Source organism: Dactylosporangium siamense (genome assembly GCF_016862795.1).
Taxonomy (GTDB): Bacteria; Actinomycetota; Actinomycetes; order Mycobacteriales; family Micromonosporaceae; genus Dactylosporangium; species Dactylosporangium siamense.
Genome location: NZ_BONQ01000184.1, coordinates 23,345 through 40,592 on the forward strand (window position 1 = coordinate 23,345; position 17,248 = coordinate 40,592).

Annotated in this window: 12 protein-coding genes; 9 read left to right on the forward strand and 3 right to left on the reverse strand. The window is 69.9% G+C overall.

Going from position 1 to position 17,248, the window contains the following annotated elements; translation table 11 throughout:
- Positions 1–22: 22 nt before the first annotated feature.
- The 3 genes from Dsi01nite_RS53445 to Dsi01nite_RS53455 all read right to left on the reverse strand — a co-directional run bounded on the left by Dsi01nite_RS53445 (position 23) and on the right by Dsi01nite_RS53455 (position 6,648).
- Entirely contained in the window at positions 23–844 is an 822-nt protein-coding gene (locus Dsi01nite_RS53445; RefSeq protein WP_203854216.1) for a hypothetical protein, read from the reverse strand.
- Positions 845–943: 99 nt separating this feature from the next.
- Entirely contained in the window at positions 944–6,274 is a 5,331-nt protein-coding gene (locus tag Dsi01nite_RS53450) for an AAA family ATPase (RefSeq protein ID WP_203854217.1), read from the reverse strand.
- Entirely contained in the window at positions 6,205–6,648 is a 444-nt protein-coding gene (locus tag Dsi01nite_RS53455) for a hypothetical protein (protein WP_203854218.1), read from the reverse strand. The genes Dsi01nite_RS53450 and Dsi01nite_RS53455 overlap by 70 nt, the downstream gene beginning before the upstream one ends.
- Before the next feature lie 434 nt (positions 6,649–7,082).
- On the opposite strand from Dsi01nite_RS53455, the gene Dsi01nite_RS53460 reads away from it, so the two are divergent.
- The 9 genes from Dsi01nite_RS53460 (at position 7,083) to Dsi01nite_RS53500 (ending at position 17,199) form a co-directional block, all read left to right on the forward strand.
- Positions 7,083–7,244, forward strand: coding sequence for a hypothetical protein (locus tag Dsi01nite_RS53460; protein ID WP_203854219.1), 162 nt, complete (start codon positions 7,083–7,085; stop codon positions 7,242–7,244).
- Positions 7,241–7,330, forward strand: a complete 90-nt coding sequence (kdpF, locus tag Dsi01nite_RS53465; protein WP_203854220.1) for a K(+)-transporting ATPase subunit F — start codon at positions 7,241–7,243, stop codon at positions 7,328–7,330. The genes Dsi01nite_RS53460 and kdpF overlap by 4 nt, the downstream gene beginning before the upstream one ends.
- Complete coding sequence (gene kdpA, locus Dsi01nite_RS53470) at positions 7,330–8,991, forward strand: potassium-transporting ATPase subunit KdpA (protein ID WP_203854221.1); 1,662 nt, start codon at positions 7,330–7,332, stop codon at positions 8,989–8,991. The genes kdpF and kdpA overlap by 1 nt, the downstream gene beginning before the upstream one ends.
- The gene (gene kdpB / locus Dsi01nite_RS53475) at positions 8,988–11,096 is read left to right on the forward strand and encodes a potassium-transporting ATPase subunit KdpB (RefSeq protein WP_203854222.1); all 2,109 of its coding nucleotides are present in this window, start codon (positions 8,988–8,990) and stop codon (positions 11,094–11,096) included. The genes kdpA and kdpB overlap by 4 nt, the downstream gene beginning before the upstream one ends.
- Complete coding sequence (locus Dsi01nite_RS53480; protein ID WP_203854223.1) at positions 11,096–11,956, forward strand: potassium-transporting ATPase subunit C; 861 nt, start codon at positions 11,096–11,098, stop codon at positions 11,954–11,956. Before kdpB ends, Dsi01nite_RS53480 begins: the two co-directional genes overlap by 1 nt.
- A 62-nt stretch (positions 11,957–12,018) precedes the next feature.
- Complete coding sequence (locus Dsi01nite_RS53485) at positions 12,019–14,658, forward strand: sensor histidine kinase (RefSeq protein ID WP_203854224.1); 2,640 nt, start codon at positions 12,019–12,021, stop codon at positions 14,656–14,658.
- 85 nt (positions 14,659–14,743) lie between these two features.
- Positions 14,744–15,421, forward strand: coding sequence for a response regulator (locus Dsi01nite_RS53490; protein ID WP_203854225.1), 678 nt, complete (start codon positions 14,744–14,746; stop codon positions 15,419–15,421).
- 90 nt (positions 15,422–15,511) lie between these two features.
- Positions 15,512–15,871 (forward strand): Lrp/AsnC ligand binding domain-containing protein, encoded by a 360-nt coding sequence (locus Dsi01nite_RS53495; RefSeq protein WP_203854226.1) that lies wholly within the window; start codon positions 15,512–15,514, stop codon positions 15,869–15,871.
- Complete coding sequence (locus tag Dsi01nite_RS53500) at positions 15,868–17,199, forward strand: diaminopimelate decarboxylase family protein (RefSeq protein ID WP_203854227.1); 1,332 nt, start codon at positions 15,868–15,870, stop codon at positions 17,197–17,199. Before Dsi01nite_RS53495 ends, Dsi01nite_RS53500 begins: the two co-directional genes overlap by 4 nt.
- Positions 17,200–17,248: the final 49 nt, after the last annotated feature.

A 17,248-nucleotide genomic window follows, 5' to 3' on the forward strand; every position in this document is an offset into this window, starting at 1 on the left:
GTGGCGGTGGTCGCGCCCATGACTAGGCGGCGGCCAGGCCCGCCGCGATCGCCGCGCCGACCTCGACGGTCGACAGATACCGCGAGCTGTCATGGGCGTGGGCACCGTTGTGCACGATGATCGACACCACCTTCGGCCCGAATCGCGAGCGCAGGTCCTTGACCAGCGCGACCACGTCGCCGTCGTCGGCCAGATTCGTCCAGTGCTCAACGGCTCCCGGCCACACGCCGACGAGTTCGCCCGAGTCGCTGTGCCGCGGTGACGGATCGAGCCGATCGAAGAAGAGCTGCCGGATCCCGAGTGGCGAACCGAGCGTAATGAACGTGTTCACCTTCCACTCGGGATGCGCGCAGAGCGCCTCATATGCCGCCACACTGCCGAGCGAGTGGGCGACGACGACCCTCGTCTCCGAGGTCACCGCGTTCTCGACCCGCGCCCGCACCTCTTGGCGGAGCGACGGCTCCGTCATGTACCGGCGGACCTGCTGCAGGTCCGACACCAGCAGCCGGTCGAACACGCCCGGCGCGCGGCGGTACGCGGCGGCGAAGAACCGGGAGTTGGCGAGCGCGTTCAGGGCGGCCTGCACGCTGCGTGGCGTGCGCGCCAACGTCCGCGCGTCGGGCGGCACCACGGCGGAGTCGACCAGCGCCGCCTCAGCCCACCAGGCAAACAGCAGCTCGACGTCGAACGGGTCCTCGACCTGGGTCTCGGCCGGCTCCGCGGCGCCGAGCATCCGTCCAGCCGGGCGGAAGAGATCGCCGTAGAAGGCGCAGGAGAGGTCGTCGGGCGCGACCTCGGCCCTGGAGAGTCCACCCGATATCGCCGGGAACCAGTCGGCGTGCATGACACCCGAGTTTCGGTACTGATTGCCGACGCCGTGCACTCCGACAATTCTGCTCAACGGATCAACGCTCCTGCCTGGCAATGGCTCGACGCGACGGCGTCAGCTCAGCGAAAATGTGACAACGCCTGCCGCGCAGCCCGCGGCCAGCGTGGTGCGATCGACGAACTCGAGGGAGGCGACCGGCGAGTTCAGTTCGATTCGATACAGTTCCTTCCAGGCTTGATCAACCACGACGATCGTGTTCTGCAGTCCGACCGCGACCGTGCCGCTCGCCTGATCGATCGCGACGGCCGTGATGAGTCCGTCGAACACGTGCGCCTTCTGCATCTGACCGCCGCGCCGCGCGGACGCATCGATCGGGCGGGAGAACAGCGTGTTGCCGCTGCCGAAGTAGATCTTGTTGCCGGACTCGTTGACCACCAGGCAGGTCACCGGGTCGCGGAACCGGAACGAGCCCAGCAGCCGGCCGGTGCGGACGTTCCACCAGCAGGCAAGCGAGTCCAGGCCCGCGGTGAAGGCGATCACCTTCTTGCCCGTCACGGCCGTCGCGATCACCGTCACCCGGCCCCGATGCCTCCGCCAGGGTTTTCCCAGCCGCTGCGGCGCACCTTCGATGTTCCACGCCTCGACGTCGTACATCTCGATCCCCCACCAGGACGAAGGGCGGACCGGGGACGGGGAGATGACGATCCGCTTGTTGTCGACAACGGCGAATCCGACCGAGGACTGCGGTGCGACCTCGCTGCGGTAGTACTGCCTGACGCAGAGCGAGCGGTTCGTGTCCCACACCCGGACCTCACCGTCCTCGCCACCGGTCACGGCGAACGTCGTGTCGTTCGAGACTCCGATCACGAGGGACCTGATCCAGCCGTCGTGTCCCGCCCAGGCATTGGCGGCCTGCGCTCCGTCGGCGACCCGGCGGAAGACGACGTGCCCGAACTCCCCGACGGTCGCCACCATCTGCTCACCCTTGATGGAGAGGGCCTTGACCGCCTGCACGCCGCCCTTGAGCTGCGCGGGCGGCGGCGCCGTGGTCGGACGTTCGGCCAGCCGCCAGACCTCCATCGACGCGTCCTCATTGGCGGCGGCGAGGATGAGCCCGGCGCCGGCGTCGAAGGCGGAGATCGCATCGATGCGGCCACCCACGGGCGACGTCCGCGAACCTGAGAACTTGGCCAACCGGACGTCCCACCGCGCGACGACGCCGTTGTCGTAGCCGAGATACACGTACGCGTCGGGAGTGATCAGGGCGCACGTCACACCGGGCACCGAACGGACCACCACCTCGTTGTCGGGCAGTTTCCACAGGGCCAGGTCCTCGCCCACGACCGCGATGATGGTGTGGGCGTCCGCCGTGCTGTGCACACCCAGCTCCCTGACGGGCCCGTTGCCGATGACACTGTCCGAGGCGGTCGACGCCAGAAGCTCATTCGTGTATCGCACGACGCGACCCGAACGGTTTCCGACGAGGACCGCCCGGGCGTTCGGGCCGTGTTGGGCGTACACCGCGGTGATCGGGGACTCGCTCGGGTCGACGGTCTGCGCGATCAGTTGGCTGTTCTCGAGACTCCAGGTGCACAGCAGGCCGTCCGAGTCGCCGGCGCAGCCGAAGCCTCCGTCGAGCGTGTATCCGGCGCCGAGCGCGGTGACCCGGCGGTTCGCCAGGCTGTAGGGCTCGCCGACGATGTCACCGGTCGAGAGGTCCCAGATCCGCACGCCGCTGTGGACGCCCGCGGTGATCGCGACCGGTAGACCGGTGCGCTTGCCCAGGACCATGCAGGCGACTCCCCCGGAATGGGCGAACCAGCTGCGCAGCAGCCCTCCCGACGTCCCGTCGAACACGCGGATGATGCCGTCGCGGCTGGCGGTCACCAGGACGATTCGCCCCTCCACCTCGACCGGCATCATATCGACGACGGCGCGGGTGTGCCCTTGCCAGGCATCGGCGGCCGGCGGCCGCGCCTCGAGGTCCCACAACCGGACGCTTCCGTCGTCGGCGCCACTGGCGATCAGCGCCCGCTGCTCGATGACCACCGGCTTCAGGGCATTGACCGGACCAGTATGGCCGCGCCAGGCCGGACCGAGCGGTCGCATGGAAGGCACGTTCCACGGGCGTACCAGACCATCCGCGCCGCCGGTGACCACGATGCTCTCAAGACCGACCTGGAGCGAGGTCATGGCGGTGACCGCGCCTCCGTGGGCCAACCGCGGAGAATGCTCCGAATGCAGCTGGACCGTGTTTCCCCGCTCCTCGACGCGCCAGTTCATGACTTCGCCGTCCACCGCGCCTGAGGTGAGGATCGGGCTTGCTCCGTCGTCCGAGACGGCCAGGCTGGTGATCGCCGTCCCATGAGCATTGCGGTCCCGATGCAGACGCCCGCTGGCCGCGTTCCAGACGTAGAGACGACCGTCCGCGGTGCCCGTGACGAACAGCGTCTTGCTGTCCAGCGACATCACGACGACCGCGGTGATCGCTGACTCATGCACGAAGTCACGGTCGGGTACCGCCCGCCGCCAGCACCATTTGACGAACCCGCGCACGCGATCGAACCATGAGAACCGGCCGAACTCGTCGTCGACGAACCTCGGTCGCGGCTCAGGTTGCATCACCCGGATGCGTTTCGGGCGGCCCGATCCTTTGTCGCGCAGGTCATAGATCAGCAGCGCTTTGCCGACCGCGGCGGCAGCGATGAGACGGTGCCCGACCCGCAAGGACACAAAGCCGTGGCAGCCGTTCACCGATGCGCGCCGGATACGCCTGATGGCACTGAGATCCGCGAGGCTCCTGACGATGATCCGTCCGCTCCGGTACGCGATCACCAGGAGGTCGCGCTTGGCGAAATCGACTACGTCGAGCACCTGGACCGTGGTCTTCCCGAGCCGGCGGGTCGACATCAGGGCAGGGTTCTTCAACGGATTCCAGGAGTGCACCGAGCCGGCCGAGGTGCCACTCAGCACCACGTCGGCGGGGCTCCCGCTGCCGACGGCGATCGCGGTCACCTCCTCGACCGGCCGACCGAGAATCCGATGAGGGTGCGGCGGCGTCCAGATCGCCCATCTGGTCTGCCACGGACGATCGACGTGCTGGGCCGCGACCTGTTGCGCCAGTTCCGTCGCCCCGTACTGCAACGCCGCGAGCTCCAGATAGCTCAAGCGGCTTTCGATCGCCGGATCACCGAACTGGTAGACCGCCTCACGATAGGCTCGCCCGGCCGCCAGACCCGCGCTCGTGGCGGCACGGTCGCATACGGCGAGCAGCCGGTTCCGATCCGCCGCGACGAGGAACAGCGGATCCATGAGCAGTCCGTCGAGGTTGCCCGATGCCGCGGCATGAATCGCCAGGTTCGCATGGACGTAGGGGTGCGCGGCGGACCAGCCGGAAACTCGTTCGGACGCGTCCTTGGAGTGCGCGTCGAAGAACTCGAAGATTGCCTGCTGAACGGATCGGTTGGCATGTTTCGAACGCAGGTAGGAGGCGAGAGCCTCATGGTAGAGCCGATACACGGACCGCTGGTTCGACAACGCCTCGATCACGTAGTAGCCAGCGTGCTCAACGAGCCAGTCGAGGTCACTGTCGGTGTACTTCGTCCCGCTCAAGGTGCTGGCCAGCGGCGCCCAGATGTCTTCCCAGGGCATTCCCGCACCCTCGGCGTATGCCAATGGGAGCAACAGGTCGCGGGCCTTCTGCGCCTCGTCGCCGAGCCGGTCCTCCAGGTCCCGTCGCATTGCGTCGGCAGCGAACCGTGGCAGCGAGCGACGCCATTGGGTGTCGCCCGGATCCACCGCGTAGTCGCGCAGTGCCAGACTCCGTGCCGTGATCAGCGACACCAGGAAGGAGTTGCCGGCGGACTCGGCGATGGCATCCGCGACGCTGCTGACGACCTTCTCGGCAACGGTCGTGTAGGGACTCGCGGGGTTGAGCTCGATGAGACACCTGCGTGAGTAGAGCCGCACGCTCTCGTGGTCGGCGTAGGTCTCGTCGTCGAGGTCGAGGGTCACCAGACTCTTGCCGAGGCGGTCGACCAGATGCCGGCGGGTGCCGATCAGGAACCTCGCGTTGGTCTGCGCCGCGCCGCGCAGCAGCGGCTGGACGACGTCTTTCAACACGCTCTCGACGTCCGATGCCTCATCCAGCGCATCGATCACGACGGTGACGTCGTCCTCGCGGGCCGAGATCGCCGACAGCAGGTCGCTCACGTCGTTGGCGTAGTCGACCTGAAACGCCTCGCACACCGCGTCGAACAGCTGGCTGGCGGTCTGCCCACGGGCGTGGATGAACCTGGCCAGCTTCTCCCTCGGCAGGTCCATCTCGGCGCTGTCGTACGCCGCGGGGATCCGGCTGCGGAGACGGCGGTCGCTCAGGACATAGAGGCGGGACAGGAGCGCCGACTTTCCGGAGCCCGGGTCACCCGTCACGACCAGCGCTGCGGGCCGGTTGGCGTGGTGGGGTTTGCGCAGCCATGCCGCACACGCCTCCAACGCCTTGCGACGGCCGGTGAACAGCCAGATCCCGTCCATCGCCACGTCGAGACCCTGCGCCCTGGGCAGCACGTGACTCTCGAACTCCGCTCGCCGCGCCTCCTGCTGCTCGTGGTCGCGTTGGGTCCGCAGGTTCAGGCCGTGAAACATCTGGCTGTAGCGGGGGTTCGGGAGGAACTCGGTGACGTTGTCGCCGTCGTCGGCCTGGAAGATCCGGGCGCGCTGCCATTTCGGCAGCTGGTGGCGGGCGATGTCGTAGACCGTGTTGAGGGCGAGATACCGTGGCTCGTGTCCGCCGCTGGCACGGTGCCGCACGGCCGCGTCGAGGGCCTGGCTGAAGGCGCCCGACGCCGCGTTCTCGTGCGGCCGTGCGGCGGCCAGGAGCGCGATGCTGGGGTTGCCCGCCATGCCGCCGAGTGAGTCCAGATAGTCCAGTGCTCCCCTGCTGACCTCGTGCGTCGCAGCCGCCGCGAAGCAGGTGTCCAAGATGACCAGGAATCGCTGGACCACGGTGCCCCGGATGAGCCAGTTCGTCAGCTCGCTGGCCCAGACGCCGGTGCGGGACAGATCGGCGCTGGTCTCTGGGAACGGCAGAATGAGATCCCGATTGTCCGCCTGGCCGTGGCCGGTGTAGTAGAAAACGACGATGTCGTCGTCGCGCCGTTCCGGCGAGGTCAAGAACCGGCTGAGTTGCTGCGTCAGTTCGGCCCGCGACAGATCGGGCCCGAAGCCGGGCACGAGCTGATACGGCAGGTATCTGGTGAACAGCTCGGCGATGCGCCGGACCTCGTCGGCCAGTTCCGGGCGGTCCTCGAAGCCTGATTGGGCAGAGTATCGAGTTGTGCCGCATCCGATGAAATACCTGCGCGAGGACGTCACCCTCACACTGCCTTCGCGGTGAATACCAGCAGCACGGCGGCAAGGCACGACGCCAGCGCCAACATGATCCACCGGGCGTGCGGCCGATACGACAGCATGAAGGATCCGGCGACACTGAGGGTGACGCCGACGCACAGCGCCACGTATACCTCGCGATACCACTTCGGACCGCCGAAGAACACCAGGAGCGCGCCGCGGGTTGCCGCGGCGACAAATACCAGGCCCACCACGGTTGACCACGCAATGATCGCGAGCAGCACGACGCCTTCGGGCTCGGGGGCCGGTGAATCCGGAAGGAGCTCCCGCGGTCGGTAATCGTCCGGCAGTGCATCCGGCACCGCCTCGAGGCGGCTGTCATTGTCATCGCTCGGATGCCCGGTCCTCGCCGTTACTGACGGTTGCCGATCACCTGCCTTGGAGCGAGGATCCAAGGTCACGGGTTCCACGCGACGTTCCCTCCATACCTAGCCAGTCACCGTCGCGCCAGTCAAGCATCCACCGCAAGGCGGCGGAAGGCCTCATGGCGACCGCAGACGCATTCGTTGCCATAGCTGACGATCGTTTGCCCGAACGTCCCTGGTGCGATGCAGCGAATCGTCAGGTACGCCCGACCTATCGGTGAGCGGACATCAGCCGGACGTTGAGCAAGGTCGATCGCAACGCTTCGCCCCATGACGGGCGCGGACGGGCGCCGGGTGGACCGGCGTTAAGGAACCGTCAAGACCGGACCGCCGGCGTATGGATTTCATCAACGCCCCTGGGCAGGGCGGGGCCGCGGGTCTTCACTTCGGGGGCGGCCGGACGTCGGCCGTCTGGAACGGCCGTTCGAGGCAGGGACGTGATGAGGGCGGCATGGCTGCCTACCGGCCGGGCAGGACCGATGGTCCGGCTCGAACGGACACGACCGGCCGGCGATCCGGCGGCCGGGCCGTTGATCCCTACAAGGAGGAGATCCCTCGTGGCTGACCTGTGGTTCGTGCTGCTGACGATCGCGGCGTTCGCGATCCTCGGCCTTGCGGTGCGGGCGGTGGAGCGGCTGTGAACGCCGAGAATCTCGTCGGTCTCATCCTCGCGATCGCCCTCACGGCGTTCCTGGTGACCGCCCTACTCTTCCCGGAGAAGTTCTGATGAGCTCCGCAGAAGCGGGCGTCACCTTCATCGCCTCGCTGCTCATCGCCCTGGTGCTGGTGTACAAGCCCTTCGGCGACTACATGTACCGGACGGTGACCTCCGACCGGCACTCCCGCGCCGAGCGCCTCGTCTACCGGGCCGTCGGGGTGAACCCCGGCGGCGAGCAGTCCTGGGGCGTCTACGCCCGCAGCGTCCTGGCGTTCTCCGCCATCTCGATCCTGCTGCTGTACCTGTTCCAACGGGTGCAGAACCACCTGTGGCTGTCGCTGGGCTTCGACCCGGTCGCACCGGACCAGGCGTGGAACACGGCCGTCAGCTTCGTGACGAACACCAACTGGCAGTCGTACTCCGGCGAGTCGACCATGGGCCATCTGGTGCAGATGGCCGGTCTGGCGGTGCAGAACTTCACCTCCGCCGCGGTCGGCATCGCCGTCGCGGTCGCCCTGGTGCGCGGGTTCGCCCGGTCGAAGACCACCGAGGTCGGCAACTTCTGGGTCGACCTGGTCCGTATCTGCGTGCGGATCCTGCTGCCGGTCGCGGTGATCGGCGCGACCCTCCTCATCGCCGGCGGCGTGGTGCAGAACCTCAGCGGCGGCACCGACGTCACCACCCTCGCCGGTGCCGGCCAGAGCATCACCGGCGGCCCGGTGGCCAGCCAGGAGGTCATCAAGGAACTCGGCACCAACGGCGGCGGGTTCTACAACGCCAACAGCGCCCACCCGTTCGAGAACCCGACCGGATGGACCAACTGGCTGCAACTGTTCCTCATCCTGTTCATCCCGTTCAGCCTCCCCCGGGTGTTCGGCCGGATGGTCGGCGACAAGCGGCAGGGCCTCGCCATCGCGGGCATCATGGCGATCCTCGCGATCGGCAGCGTCATCGCGATCAACGCCCTGCAGCTCGCGCACGGCGGGACGGTCCCCACCGCCGTCGGCGCCGCCACGGAGGGCACCGAGACCCGCTTCGGCGTGTCGCAGTCCGCGACCTTCGGCGCGATCACCACGCTCACGTCGACGGGTGCGGTCAACTCGTTCCACGACTCCTACACGTCGCTCGGCGGCATGATCACCATGCTGAACATGATGCTCGGCGAGGTGGCGCCCGGCGGTGTCGGATCCGGGCTGTACGGCATGCTCATCCTCGCCGTCATCACCGTCTTCGTCGCGGGGCTCATGGTCGGGCGGACCCCTGAGTACCTGGGCAAGAAGATCGGTTCCAGGGAGATCAAGTTCGCGTCGCTGTACCTGCTGACCACACCGGCGCTCGTCCTGGTCGGCACCGCGATCGCGATGGGCTCGGCGACCGCACGGTCGTCGATGGCCAACCCGGGCGCGCACGGCCTGTCCGAGGTGCTGTACGCGTTCACGTCGGCGTCGAACAACAACGGCTCCGCGTTCGCCGGCATCAGCGTCAACACGACGTTCTACAACACGGCCCTCGGGCTGTGCATGCTGCTCGGCCGGTTCCTGCCGATCATCCTGGTCCTCGGTCTCGCGGGCTCTCTCGCCCGCCAGGCGCCGGTGCCGCAGTCGGCCGGGACGCTGCGGACGTACCAACCCCTGTTCATCGGCATGGTCGTCGCGGTCACGGTCGTCGTGGTCCTGCTCACCTACCTGCCGGCCCTCGCCCTTGGCCCGCTCGCGGAAGGTGTCCGATGACCACCCCGAACGCACTGTCGCAACGTCGCGTCGCCGGTGGGCTGCTCGACCCCGGGCAGTTGTGGAAGTCCACCCCGGACGCGCTGCGCAAGCTCAACCCGGGCACGCTGTGGCGCAACCCGGTCATGTTCATCGTGGAGATCGGCTCGGTCTTCACCACCGTCCTCGCGGTCCTGCACCCGAGCGTGTTCGCCTGGCTGATCACCGCCTGGCTGTGGCTGACCGTCGTGTTCGCCAACCTCGCCGAGGCCGTCGCCGAGGGCCGTGGCAAGGCTCAGGCGGAGACGCTGCGCCGGGCCAAGACCGACACCCTCGCCCGGCGCCTGGTCGGGACCGACCGGGTCGAGGAACAGGTGCCGGCCGCGGCCCTGCAGCTCGGTGACATCGTCGTGGTCGAGGCCGGCCAGGTGATCCCCGGCGACGGCGACGTCATCGAGGGCATCGCTTCCGTCGACGAGTCCGCGATCACCGGCGAGTCCGCGCCCGTCATCCGCGAGTCCGGCGGCGACCGCAGTGCCGTCACCGGCGGCACCAAGGTGCTGTCCGACCGGATCGTCGTGAAGATCACGCAGAGGCCGGGCGAGAGCTTCATCGACCGGATGATCGCCCTTGTGGAAGGCGCCAACCGGCAGAAGACGCCGAACGAGATCGCCCTCAACATCCTCCTCGCGTCGCTGACGATCATCTTCCTGCTCGCCGTCGCGACGCTGCAGCCCCTGGCCATCTACTCCAAGGGCGTGCAGGCGTTCGCACCGGACAGCCTCGCGCTGAACGGCGACGGCGTCACCGGCATCGTCCTGGTGTCGCTGCTGGTGTGCCTGATCCCGACCACGATCGGGGCGCTGCTGTCGGCGATCGGCATCGCCGGCATGGACCGCCTCGTGCAACGCAACGTCCTGGCCATGTCCGGGCGGGCCGTCGAGGCCGCCGGCGACGTCAACACGCTGCTGCTGGACAAGACCGGCACCATCACCCTCGGCAACCGGCAGGCCGGCGAGTTCCTCACCGTCGACGGCGTGACCCCCGCGGAACTGGCCGACGCCGCGCAGCTGTCCAGCCTCGCCGACGAGACCCCCGAGGGTCGCAGCATCGTGGTCTACGCGAAGACCGTGCACGGCCTGCGGGAACGCACCCCGGGCGAGCTCGGCGGCGCGACCTGGGTGCCGTTCACCGCGCAGACCCGGATGTCCGGCGTCGACGTCGGCGGCCGGCAGGTCCGCAAGGGCGCCGCCATCGCGGTCATGAAGTGGGTCCGTGACCACGGCGGTCACCCCACCAGCGACGTCGGTGAGATCGTCGACGCCATCTCCGCAGCGGGCGGCACCCCGCTCGTCGTCGCCGAACGCGTCGGCACCGGACCGGCCCGCGCCCTCGGCGTCATCCACCTGAAGGACGTCGTCAAGCAGGGCATGCGGGAACGCTTCGACGAGATGCGCCGGATGGGCATCCGCACCGTCATGATCACCGGTGACAACCCGTTGACGGCGGCGGCCATCGCGAAGGAGGCCGGCGTCGACGACTTCCTCGCCGAGGCCACCCCGGAAGACAAGATGGCCCTCATCAAGCGCGAGCAGGAGGGCGGCAAGCTCGTCGCGATGACCGGCGACGGCACCAACGACGCCCCCGCCCTCGCCCAGGCCGACGTCGGCGTGGCGATGAACACCGGCACCAGCGCCGCCAAAGAGGCCGGCAACATGGTCGACCTCGACTCCGACCCGACGAAGCTCATCGAGATCGTCGAGATCGGCAAGCAGCTGCTGATCACCCGGGGAGCGCTCACCACGTTCTCGATCGCCAACGACATCGCCAAGTACTTCGCGATCATCCCGGCCATGTTCGCCGCGATCTACCCGGGCCTGGACAAGCTCAACATCATGCGCCTCGACTCGCCGACCTCGGCGATCCTGTCCGCGGTCATCTTCAACGCGATCGTCATCGTCGCCCTCATTCCCCTCGCGCTGCGCGGGGTGCAGTACCGGCCCGGCTCCGCCGCGTCGATGCTGCGGCGCAACCTGCTCGTCTACGGCGCGGGCGGCGTCATCGTGCCGTTCATCGGCATCAAGCTCATCGACCTCATCATCCAGTTCATCCCGGGGATCTCCTGATGCGCCTGCCAGCCTGGCTCAGCCAGCACCTCGCCGCGTTCCGCGCCCTGATCGTCCTCACCGTCCTGCTCGGGATCGTGTACCCGCTGCTCATGGTCGGGATCGGTCAGCTACCTGGCCTGTCCGGCCGGGCCGACGGCTCCTTCATCGACAGGGACGGCAGGACCGTCGGCAGCCGCCTCATCGGGCAGTCCTTCACCGACGCCGACGGCAAGCCGCTCAAGCAGTACTTCCAGTCCCGCCCGTCCGCCGCCGGCGACGGCTACGACCCCACTTCGACGTCGGCCAGCAACCTCGGGCCCGAGAACGTGGTGGACACCGCGGACAAGCCCAGTCTCCTCACCCAGGTCTGCGCCCGCAGCAGGGCGATCGGCGAGGTCGAGGGCGTCGACGGCGGCCGGCCGTACTGCACGCCGGGCGGGGTCGGCGCGGTCCTCGCCGTGTTCCACCGCGACGGCGCGACCGGCCCGGTGACCCGGGTCGTCAGCCTCAACGAGACGGCCCCGGCCGAACCGTTCGTCGCCACCTACGACGGGGTCAAGGTCGAGCTCGCCACGCCGGACGGGGATTACAGTAAGGGCGTCGTCACGCCGATCCGCGGCGACGCCCCGGCACACCCGGTGGTGCCCGCCGACGCGGTCACCGCCAGCGGTAGCGGCCTCGATCCGCACATCAGCGTCGCCTACGCGCGGCTGCAGGTGAACCGGGTCGCGGGCGCCCGCGGCATGTCGCCGGCCGACGCACAGAAGCTCGTCGACAAGTACACCACCGGGCGGGTCCTCGGATTCGTCGGCGAACCCGGCGTCAACGTCCTGCAGCTGAACCTGGCCCTCGACGCCGCGCACCCGGTCCGCGGCTGACCCGCGCCGGCCCGCCGCCCAGCCGGCGGCGGGCCGGCCTTCGCAGAAAGTACGGTGCGACAATGGCGCGCGGACAACTGCGGGTCTACCTCGGCGCCGCGCCCGGCGTCGGCAAGACCTACAAGATGCTCGAAGAAGGTCGCCGCCGCCAGCAGCGCGGCACCGACGTCGTCGTCGGGTTCGTCGAGACGCACGGCCGGCCGTTCACCGAGGCGATGCTCTCCGGCCTGGAGATCGTCGCGCGCAAGCCGATGACCTACCGGGGCGCGGAGTTCACCGAGATGGACCTCGACGCGGTCCTGGCCCGCCGTCCCGAGGTCGTCGTCGTCGACGAGCTCGCGCACACCAACGTCCCCGGCAGCCGCCATGCCAAACGGTTCCACGACATCGAGGAGCTCCTCGAAGCCGGCGTCACGGTGCTCACCACCGTCAACATCCAGCACCTCGAGTCACTCAACGACGTGGTCGAGCAGATCACCGGCGTGCCGCAGCGCGAGACCGTCCCCGACGCCGTCGTCCGCCGCGCCGAACAGATCGAGCTCGTCGACATGACCCCCGAGGCGCTGCGCCGGCGCATGGCGCACGGCAACATCTACCGGGCCGAGAAGGTCAACGCCGCCCTGGGCAACTACTTCCGCGTCGGCAACCTCACCGCCCTGCGCGAGCTGGCGCTGCTGTGGCTCGCCGACAAGGTCGACGACCAGCTCGACCGGTACCGGGCCCAGCACGGCATCGAGGCCACCTGGGAGACCCGCGAACGGGTCGTCGTCGCCCTCACCGGCGGCCCCGAGGGCGACACCCTGATCCGGCGGGCCGCCCGGGTCGCCGCCCGCACCAAGGCCGCCGACCTCCTCGCGGTGCATGTCATCCGCGGCGACGGGCTCGCCGGCGCCGATCCGGCGAACCTCTCCCGGCAACGGGTCCTGGTGGAGACCCTCGGCGGCACCTACCACCAGGTCGTCGGCAACGACATCCCGGCCGCGCTGCTCGACTTCGCCCGCGGCGTCAACGCCACCCAGCTCGTCCTCGGCGCCAGCCGCCGCAACCGGCTCGCGCAGCTCCTGTCCCCCGGCGTCGGGGTGACCGCCACCGCCGAGTCCGGCTCCATCGACGTCCACCTGGTCACCCATGAGCAGGTCAGGCGCGGCCGGCTCCGCATCGCGACCGGCGGCGGGCTCACCCTGGGCCGGCGGCTGGCGGGGGTCGCGCTCGCCGTGCTCGGGCTGCCGCTGCTGACGGTCGGGCTCAACGCGGTGCAGGCGGACATCTCGCTGCCCAGCGACATCCTTGCCTTCCTGATCCTGACCGTCGCCGTCGCCCTCGTCGGCGGGCTGTGGCCGGCGCTGCTCGGCGCCGTCGGCAGTTTCCTGCTGCTCAACTACTACTTCACGCCGCCGCTGCACCGGTTCACCGTCGCCGAACGGGAGAACCTGTTCGCGCTCCTGGCGTTCGTCCTGGTCGCCGTCGCCGTGTCCACGGTCGTCGACCTCGCGGCCAGACGGACCCGGGAGGCGGCGAGGGCCAGCGCCGAGGCACAGACCCTGTCCACGCTCGCCGGCAGCGTCCTGCACGGCGACCGGCCGCTGCCCGCCCTGCTCGAACGGGTCCGCGAGTCGTTCGGCCTGACCAGCGTCACCCTGCTGCAACGCCGCACCGACGACTCCGAGCCGCGCGCAGAAGCCGACACCTGGCAGATCGCCGCGACCGTCGGCGGCCAGCCGTGCACGTCCCCCGCCGACGGACAGACCGAGGTCCCGATCGACGACGACCTGTCCCTCGTCCTGCGCGGCCCGACCCTCGCCGCGGCGGACCGCCGCCTCATCGAGGCGTTCGCCGCGCACGCCGCCATCGCGCTGCGCCAGCAACGGCTGTCGGAGCAGGCCGCCGCGGCCGGGTCCCTCGCCGAGGTCGACAAGCTGCGCACCGCGCTGCTGTCCGCGGTCAGCCACGACCTGCGCACCCCACTCGCCTCCGCCAAGGCCGCCGTCGGCAGCCTCCGCAGCCCCGACGTCGACTTCTCCGCCGACGACCAGGCGGAGTTGCTGGCCACCGCCGAGGAGTCCCTGGACAAGCTCAACCGTCTGGTCGAGAACCTCCTCGACATGAGCCGCCTGCAGGCCGGGGCGCTCGGCATGAACCCACAGCCGATCAGCGTGGGTGAGGCGGTGCCCCGCAGCATCGACGACCTCGGCGACACCGCCGCCGGCGTGCGCGTGAGCATCCCGGACGAACTGCCCGAGGTGTACGCCGACCCGACCCTGCTGGAACGCATCCTCGTCAACATCCTCGCCAACGCCCTGCGGTACAGCCCCGCCGAGCAGCCGCCGCTGATCAGCGTCAGCGAACACGCCGGCCTCGTCGAGGTCCGCGTCGTCGATCACGGCCCCGGTGTGCCCGCCGCCGACCGGGACCGGATCTTCCAGCCGTTCCAGCGTCTCGGCGACCGCGACAACACCACCGGCGTCGGCCTCGGCCTCGCCCTGTCCCGCGGACTCGCCGAGGCCATGGGTGGGCGGCTCGAACCGGAGAACACTCCCGGCGGCGGCCTCACCATGACCCTCATCCTGCGCACCGTGGAACTCGACGAGCACCGGCGCCCGCCGTCCCCCGACGAGAACGCCGATCCGGTGCTGCTCAAACGGCTCGACGAGTTCCACACGGACCACAGCACGGACCACAGCACGGCGGAGGGGACGGCATGACCGGCCAGCGGAGCGCCTCGGGCCGGTCATCAGGGGTGCAGCAGTGTCAGTCAGGCCGGCACCGGAGCGCAGCGGAGGGGACGGCATGACCCGCGTCCTCATCGTCGACGACGAACCGCAGATCCTGCGCGCCCTGCGGATCAACCTGCAGGCCCGCCACTACGACGTCGTCTCCGCCGCCGACGGCACGCAGGCCATCGCCGCCGTCGAGACCGAACATCCCGACGTCGTCGTGCTCGACCTCGGCCTGCCCGACATCGACGGCGTCCAGGTCATCCGGGCGCTGCGCGCCTGGACCCCCGTTCCCGTCATCGTGCTGTCCGGGCGCCGCAGCAGCACCGACAAGATCGACGCCCTGGACGCCGGCGCCGACGACTACGTCACCAAACCGTTCAACGTCGACGAGCTGCTCGCCCGGCTGCGGGCGGTCAGCCGCCGGCACGGCGGCACCGGCGAACCGGTCCAGGTCCGCATCGGCCGGTACACCGTCGATCTGGCGACCCATGACGCCCGGAGCGACGACGCCGGGCGCCAGCACCTGACCCGCACCGAATGGCGGTTGCTGGAGCTGCTGGTGCACAACCCGGGCCGGCTGATCAGCCAGCGGGAGCTGCTGCGGCACGTCTGGGGCCCCACGTACGTCAACGAGGCGCACTACCTGCGCCAGTTCGTCGCCCAGCTGCGGCGCAAGCTCGAGGACGACCCGGGCAGGCCGCGGCACCTGCTCACCGAGCCGGGCATGGGGTACCGGTTCCAGCCGTGACCGGCCCACGCATATGGGTACCGTCAAGACGCGTAGGGATCGCGTATGGAGGTCTTGGCCCGCCCGGCCCGCGGTGCCAGCGTGGACGGCATGACCAGGAACGATCCGTTGCAAGCGTTGGTGTTCGTCCGGCTCGCTGATCCGAGTCCGGTGCCGTTCGAGCGGTTCCTCAGCGACACCGACGGTGTCGTCGCCGCCTGGCACGTCATCGGCGACATCGACCTCGCGGTCCAGGTGCGCTGCCCCGACCTGATCGCGCTGGACCGGTTGCTCACCGCCATGCGGACCGACGGCGGCGCGGTCAGCACCACCACCCACCTCGTCGTCCGCCAGGCGGACCTGACCCCCGCACCGGACCTGCCCTGCCCGCCGCTGCCGTGGCACCCGTCGGCGACGAGTGTCACGTTCCGGGCACCGTACGCCCGCTCGCTGCGGAGGGCCGCCCGATGACCCTCGCCGACAACATCCCTTCGCTGCGCGCATCCTTACCGCCGTCGCTCAACTGCGACGTCTGGCCGGCGGACGCACGCTGGGCCGCCCACGGCGACCTGGTCGTCGGCGGCGTCGGCCTGACCGAGCTCGCCGCCTCCCACGGCGCACCGACGTACGTCATCGACGAGGCCGACGTGCGGCTGCGCTGCCGGCAGTACCTCGCCGCGTTCGGCGCCGGCCGGGTCAGCTACACCGCGAAGGCACTCGTGAGCGTCGGCCTTGCCCGCTGGATCGCTGAGGAGGGGCTGGGCCTGTACGTCGGGTCCGCCGGTGAGCTGCGGGTCGCGCAGGCGGCCGGCTTCCCCATGGACCGCGTGACGCTCTACGGCAGCGCGAAGACACCGGAGGACCTCGACGCCGCGTACGCCGCCGGCGTCGGCACGATCGTCGTGGAGTCCCTGTCCGAGGTCACCCGGCTCGCCGCGACAGCCCCGCACGGGCAGCGGGTGCTGCTGCGGGTGCTCGCCGGACCCGAACCGGCCGGCGCGTCCGACCACCGGTTCGGACCCCGGATCGGCACCGGCGAGGCCGAGACGGCGGTCGCCCGCATCGCCGGCCAGCCGGGGCTGCGGCTCGTCGGGTTCGACTGCTCCGTCGGCCACCAGGTCAGCCGGTTCAGCGTCTACGAACGGGAGGTGCGCCGCATCGTCGAGTTCTGCGCCGCCGTGCACGCCCGCCACGGCGTGGACGTGTCGCAGCTCAACCTCGGCGGCGGCCACGCGGTCGCCTACTCCGGCGCGGACCTCGGCTTCGCCCTCGACGCCTTCGCCGGTCGCATCCGCGCGGTCCTGCACCTGGAGCTCGACCGGCACCGGCTCCCCGAACCCGCGTTGACCGTGTCACCCGGCCGGGCGGTCGTGTCCCGGGCCGGGCTCACGCTGTATCGCATCATGTCCGTCATCCGCGGCCAGGACGGCCGCCGCGTCGTCGCCGTCGACGGCGGCATGACCGACTGCCCCACCGCCGCCCTGTGTGGTGGTGCCCACACCGCCGCCCTCATCGGCCGCGCCAGCCGCGCCGGCCTGGAACCGGCCACGGTCGTCGGGCGCCACAACGACGTCGACGACGTGGTCGTGCCCACCCTGCAGCTGCCCGCCGACGTGCACCCCGGCGACCTCCTCGCCGTCGCCGGCACCGGCGCCTACCACCACTCCCGCGCCTCCAACTACCACCTGGTCGGCCGGCCGGCCCTGCTCAGCGTCGCCGGCGGGCAGGTCCGCACGCTGGTCCGCCGCGAGTCGCTCACCGACCTGCTGTCCCGCGACGCCGACCACAGCGGCCACTGACATGCCGTCGCTCCGGATCCACGTCGGCCCCTGGACAACCATCGCGATG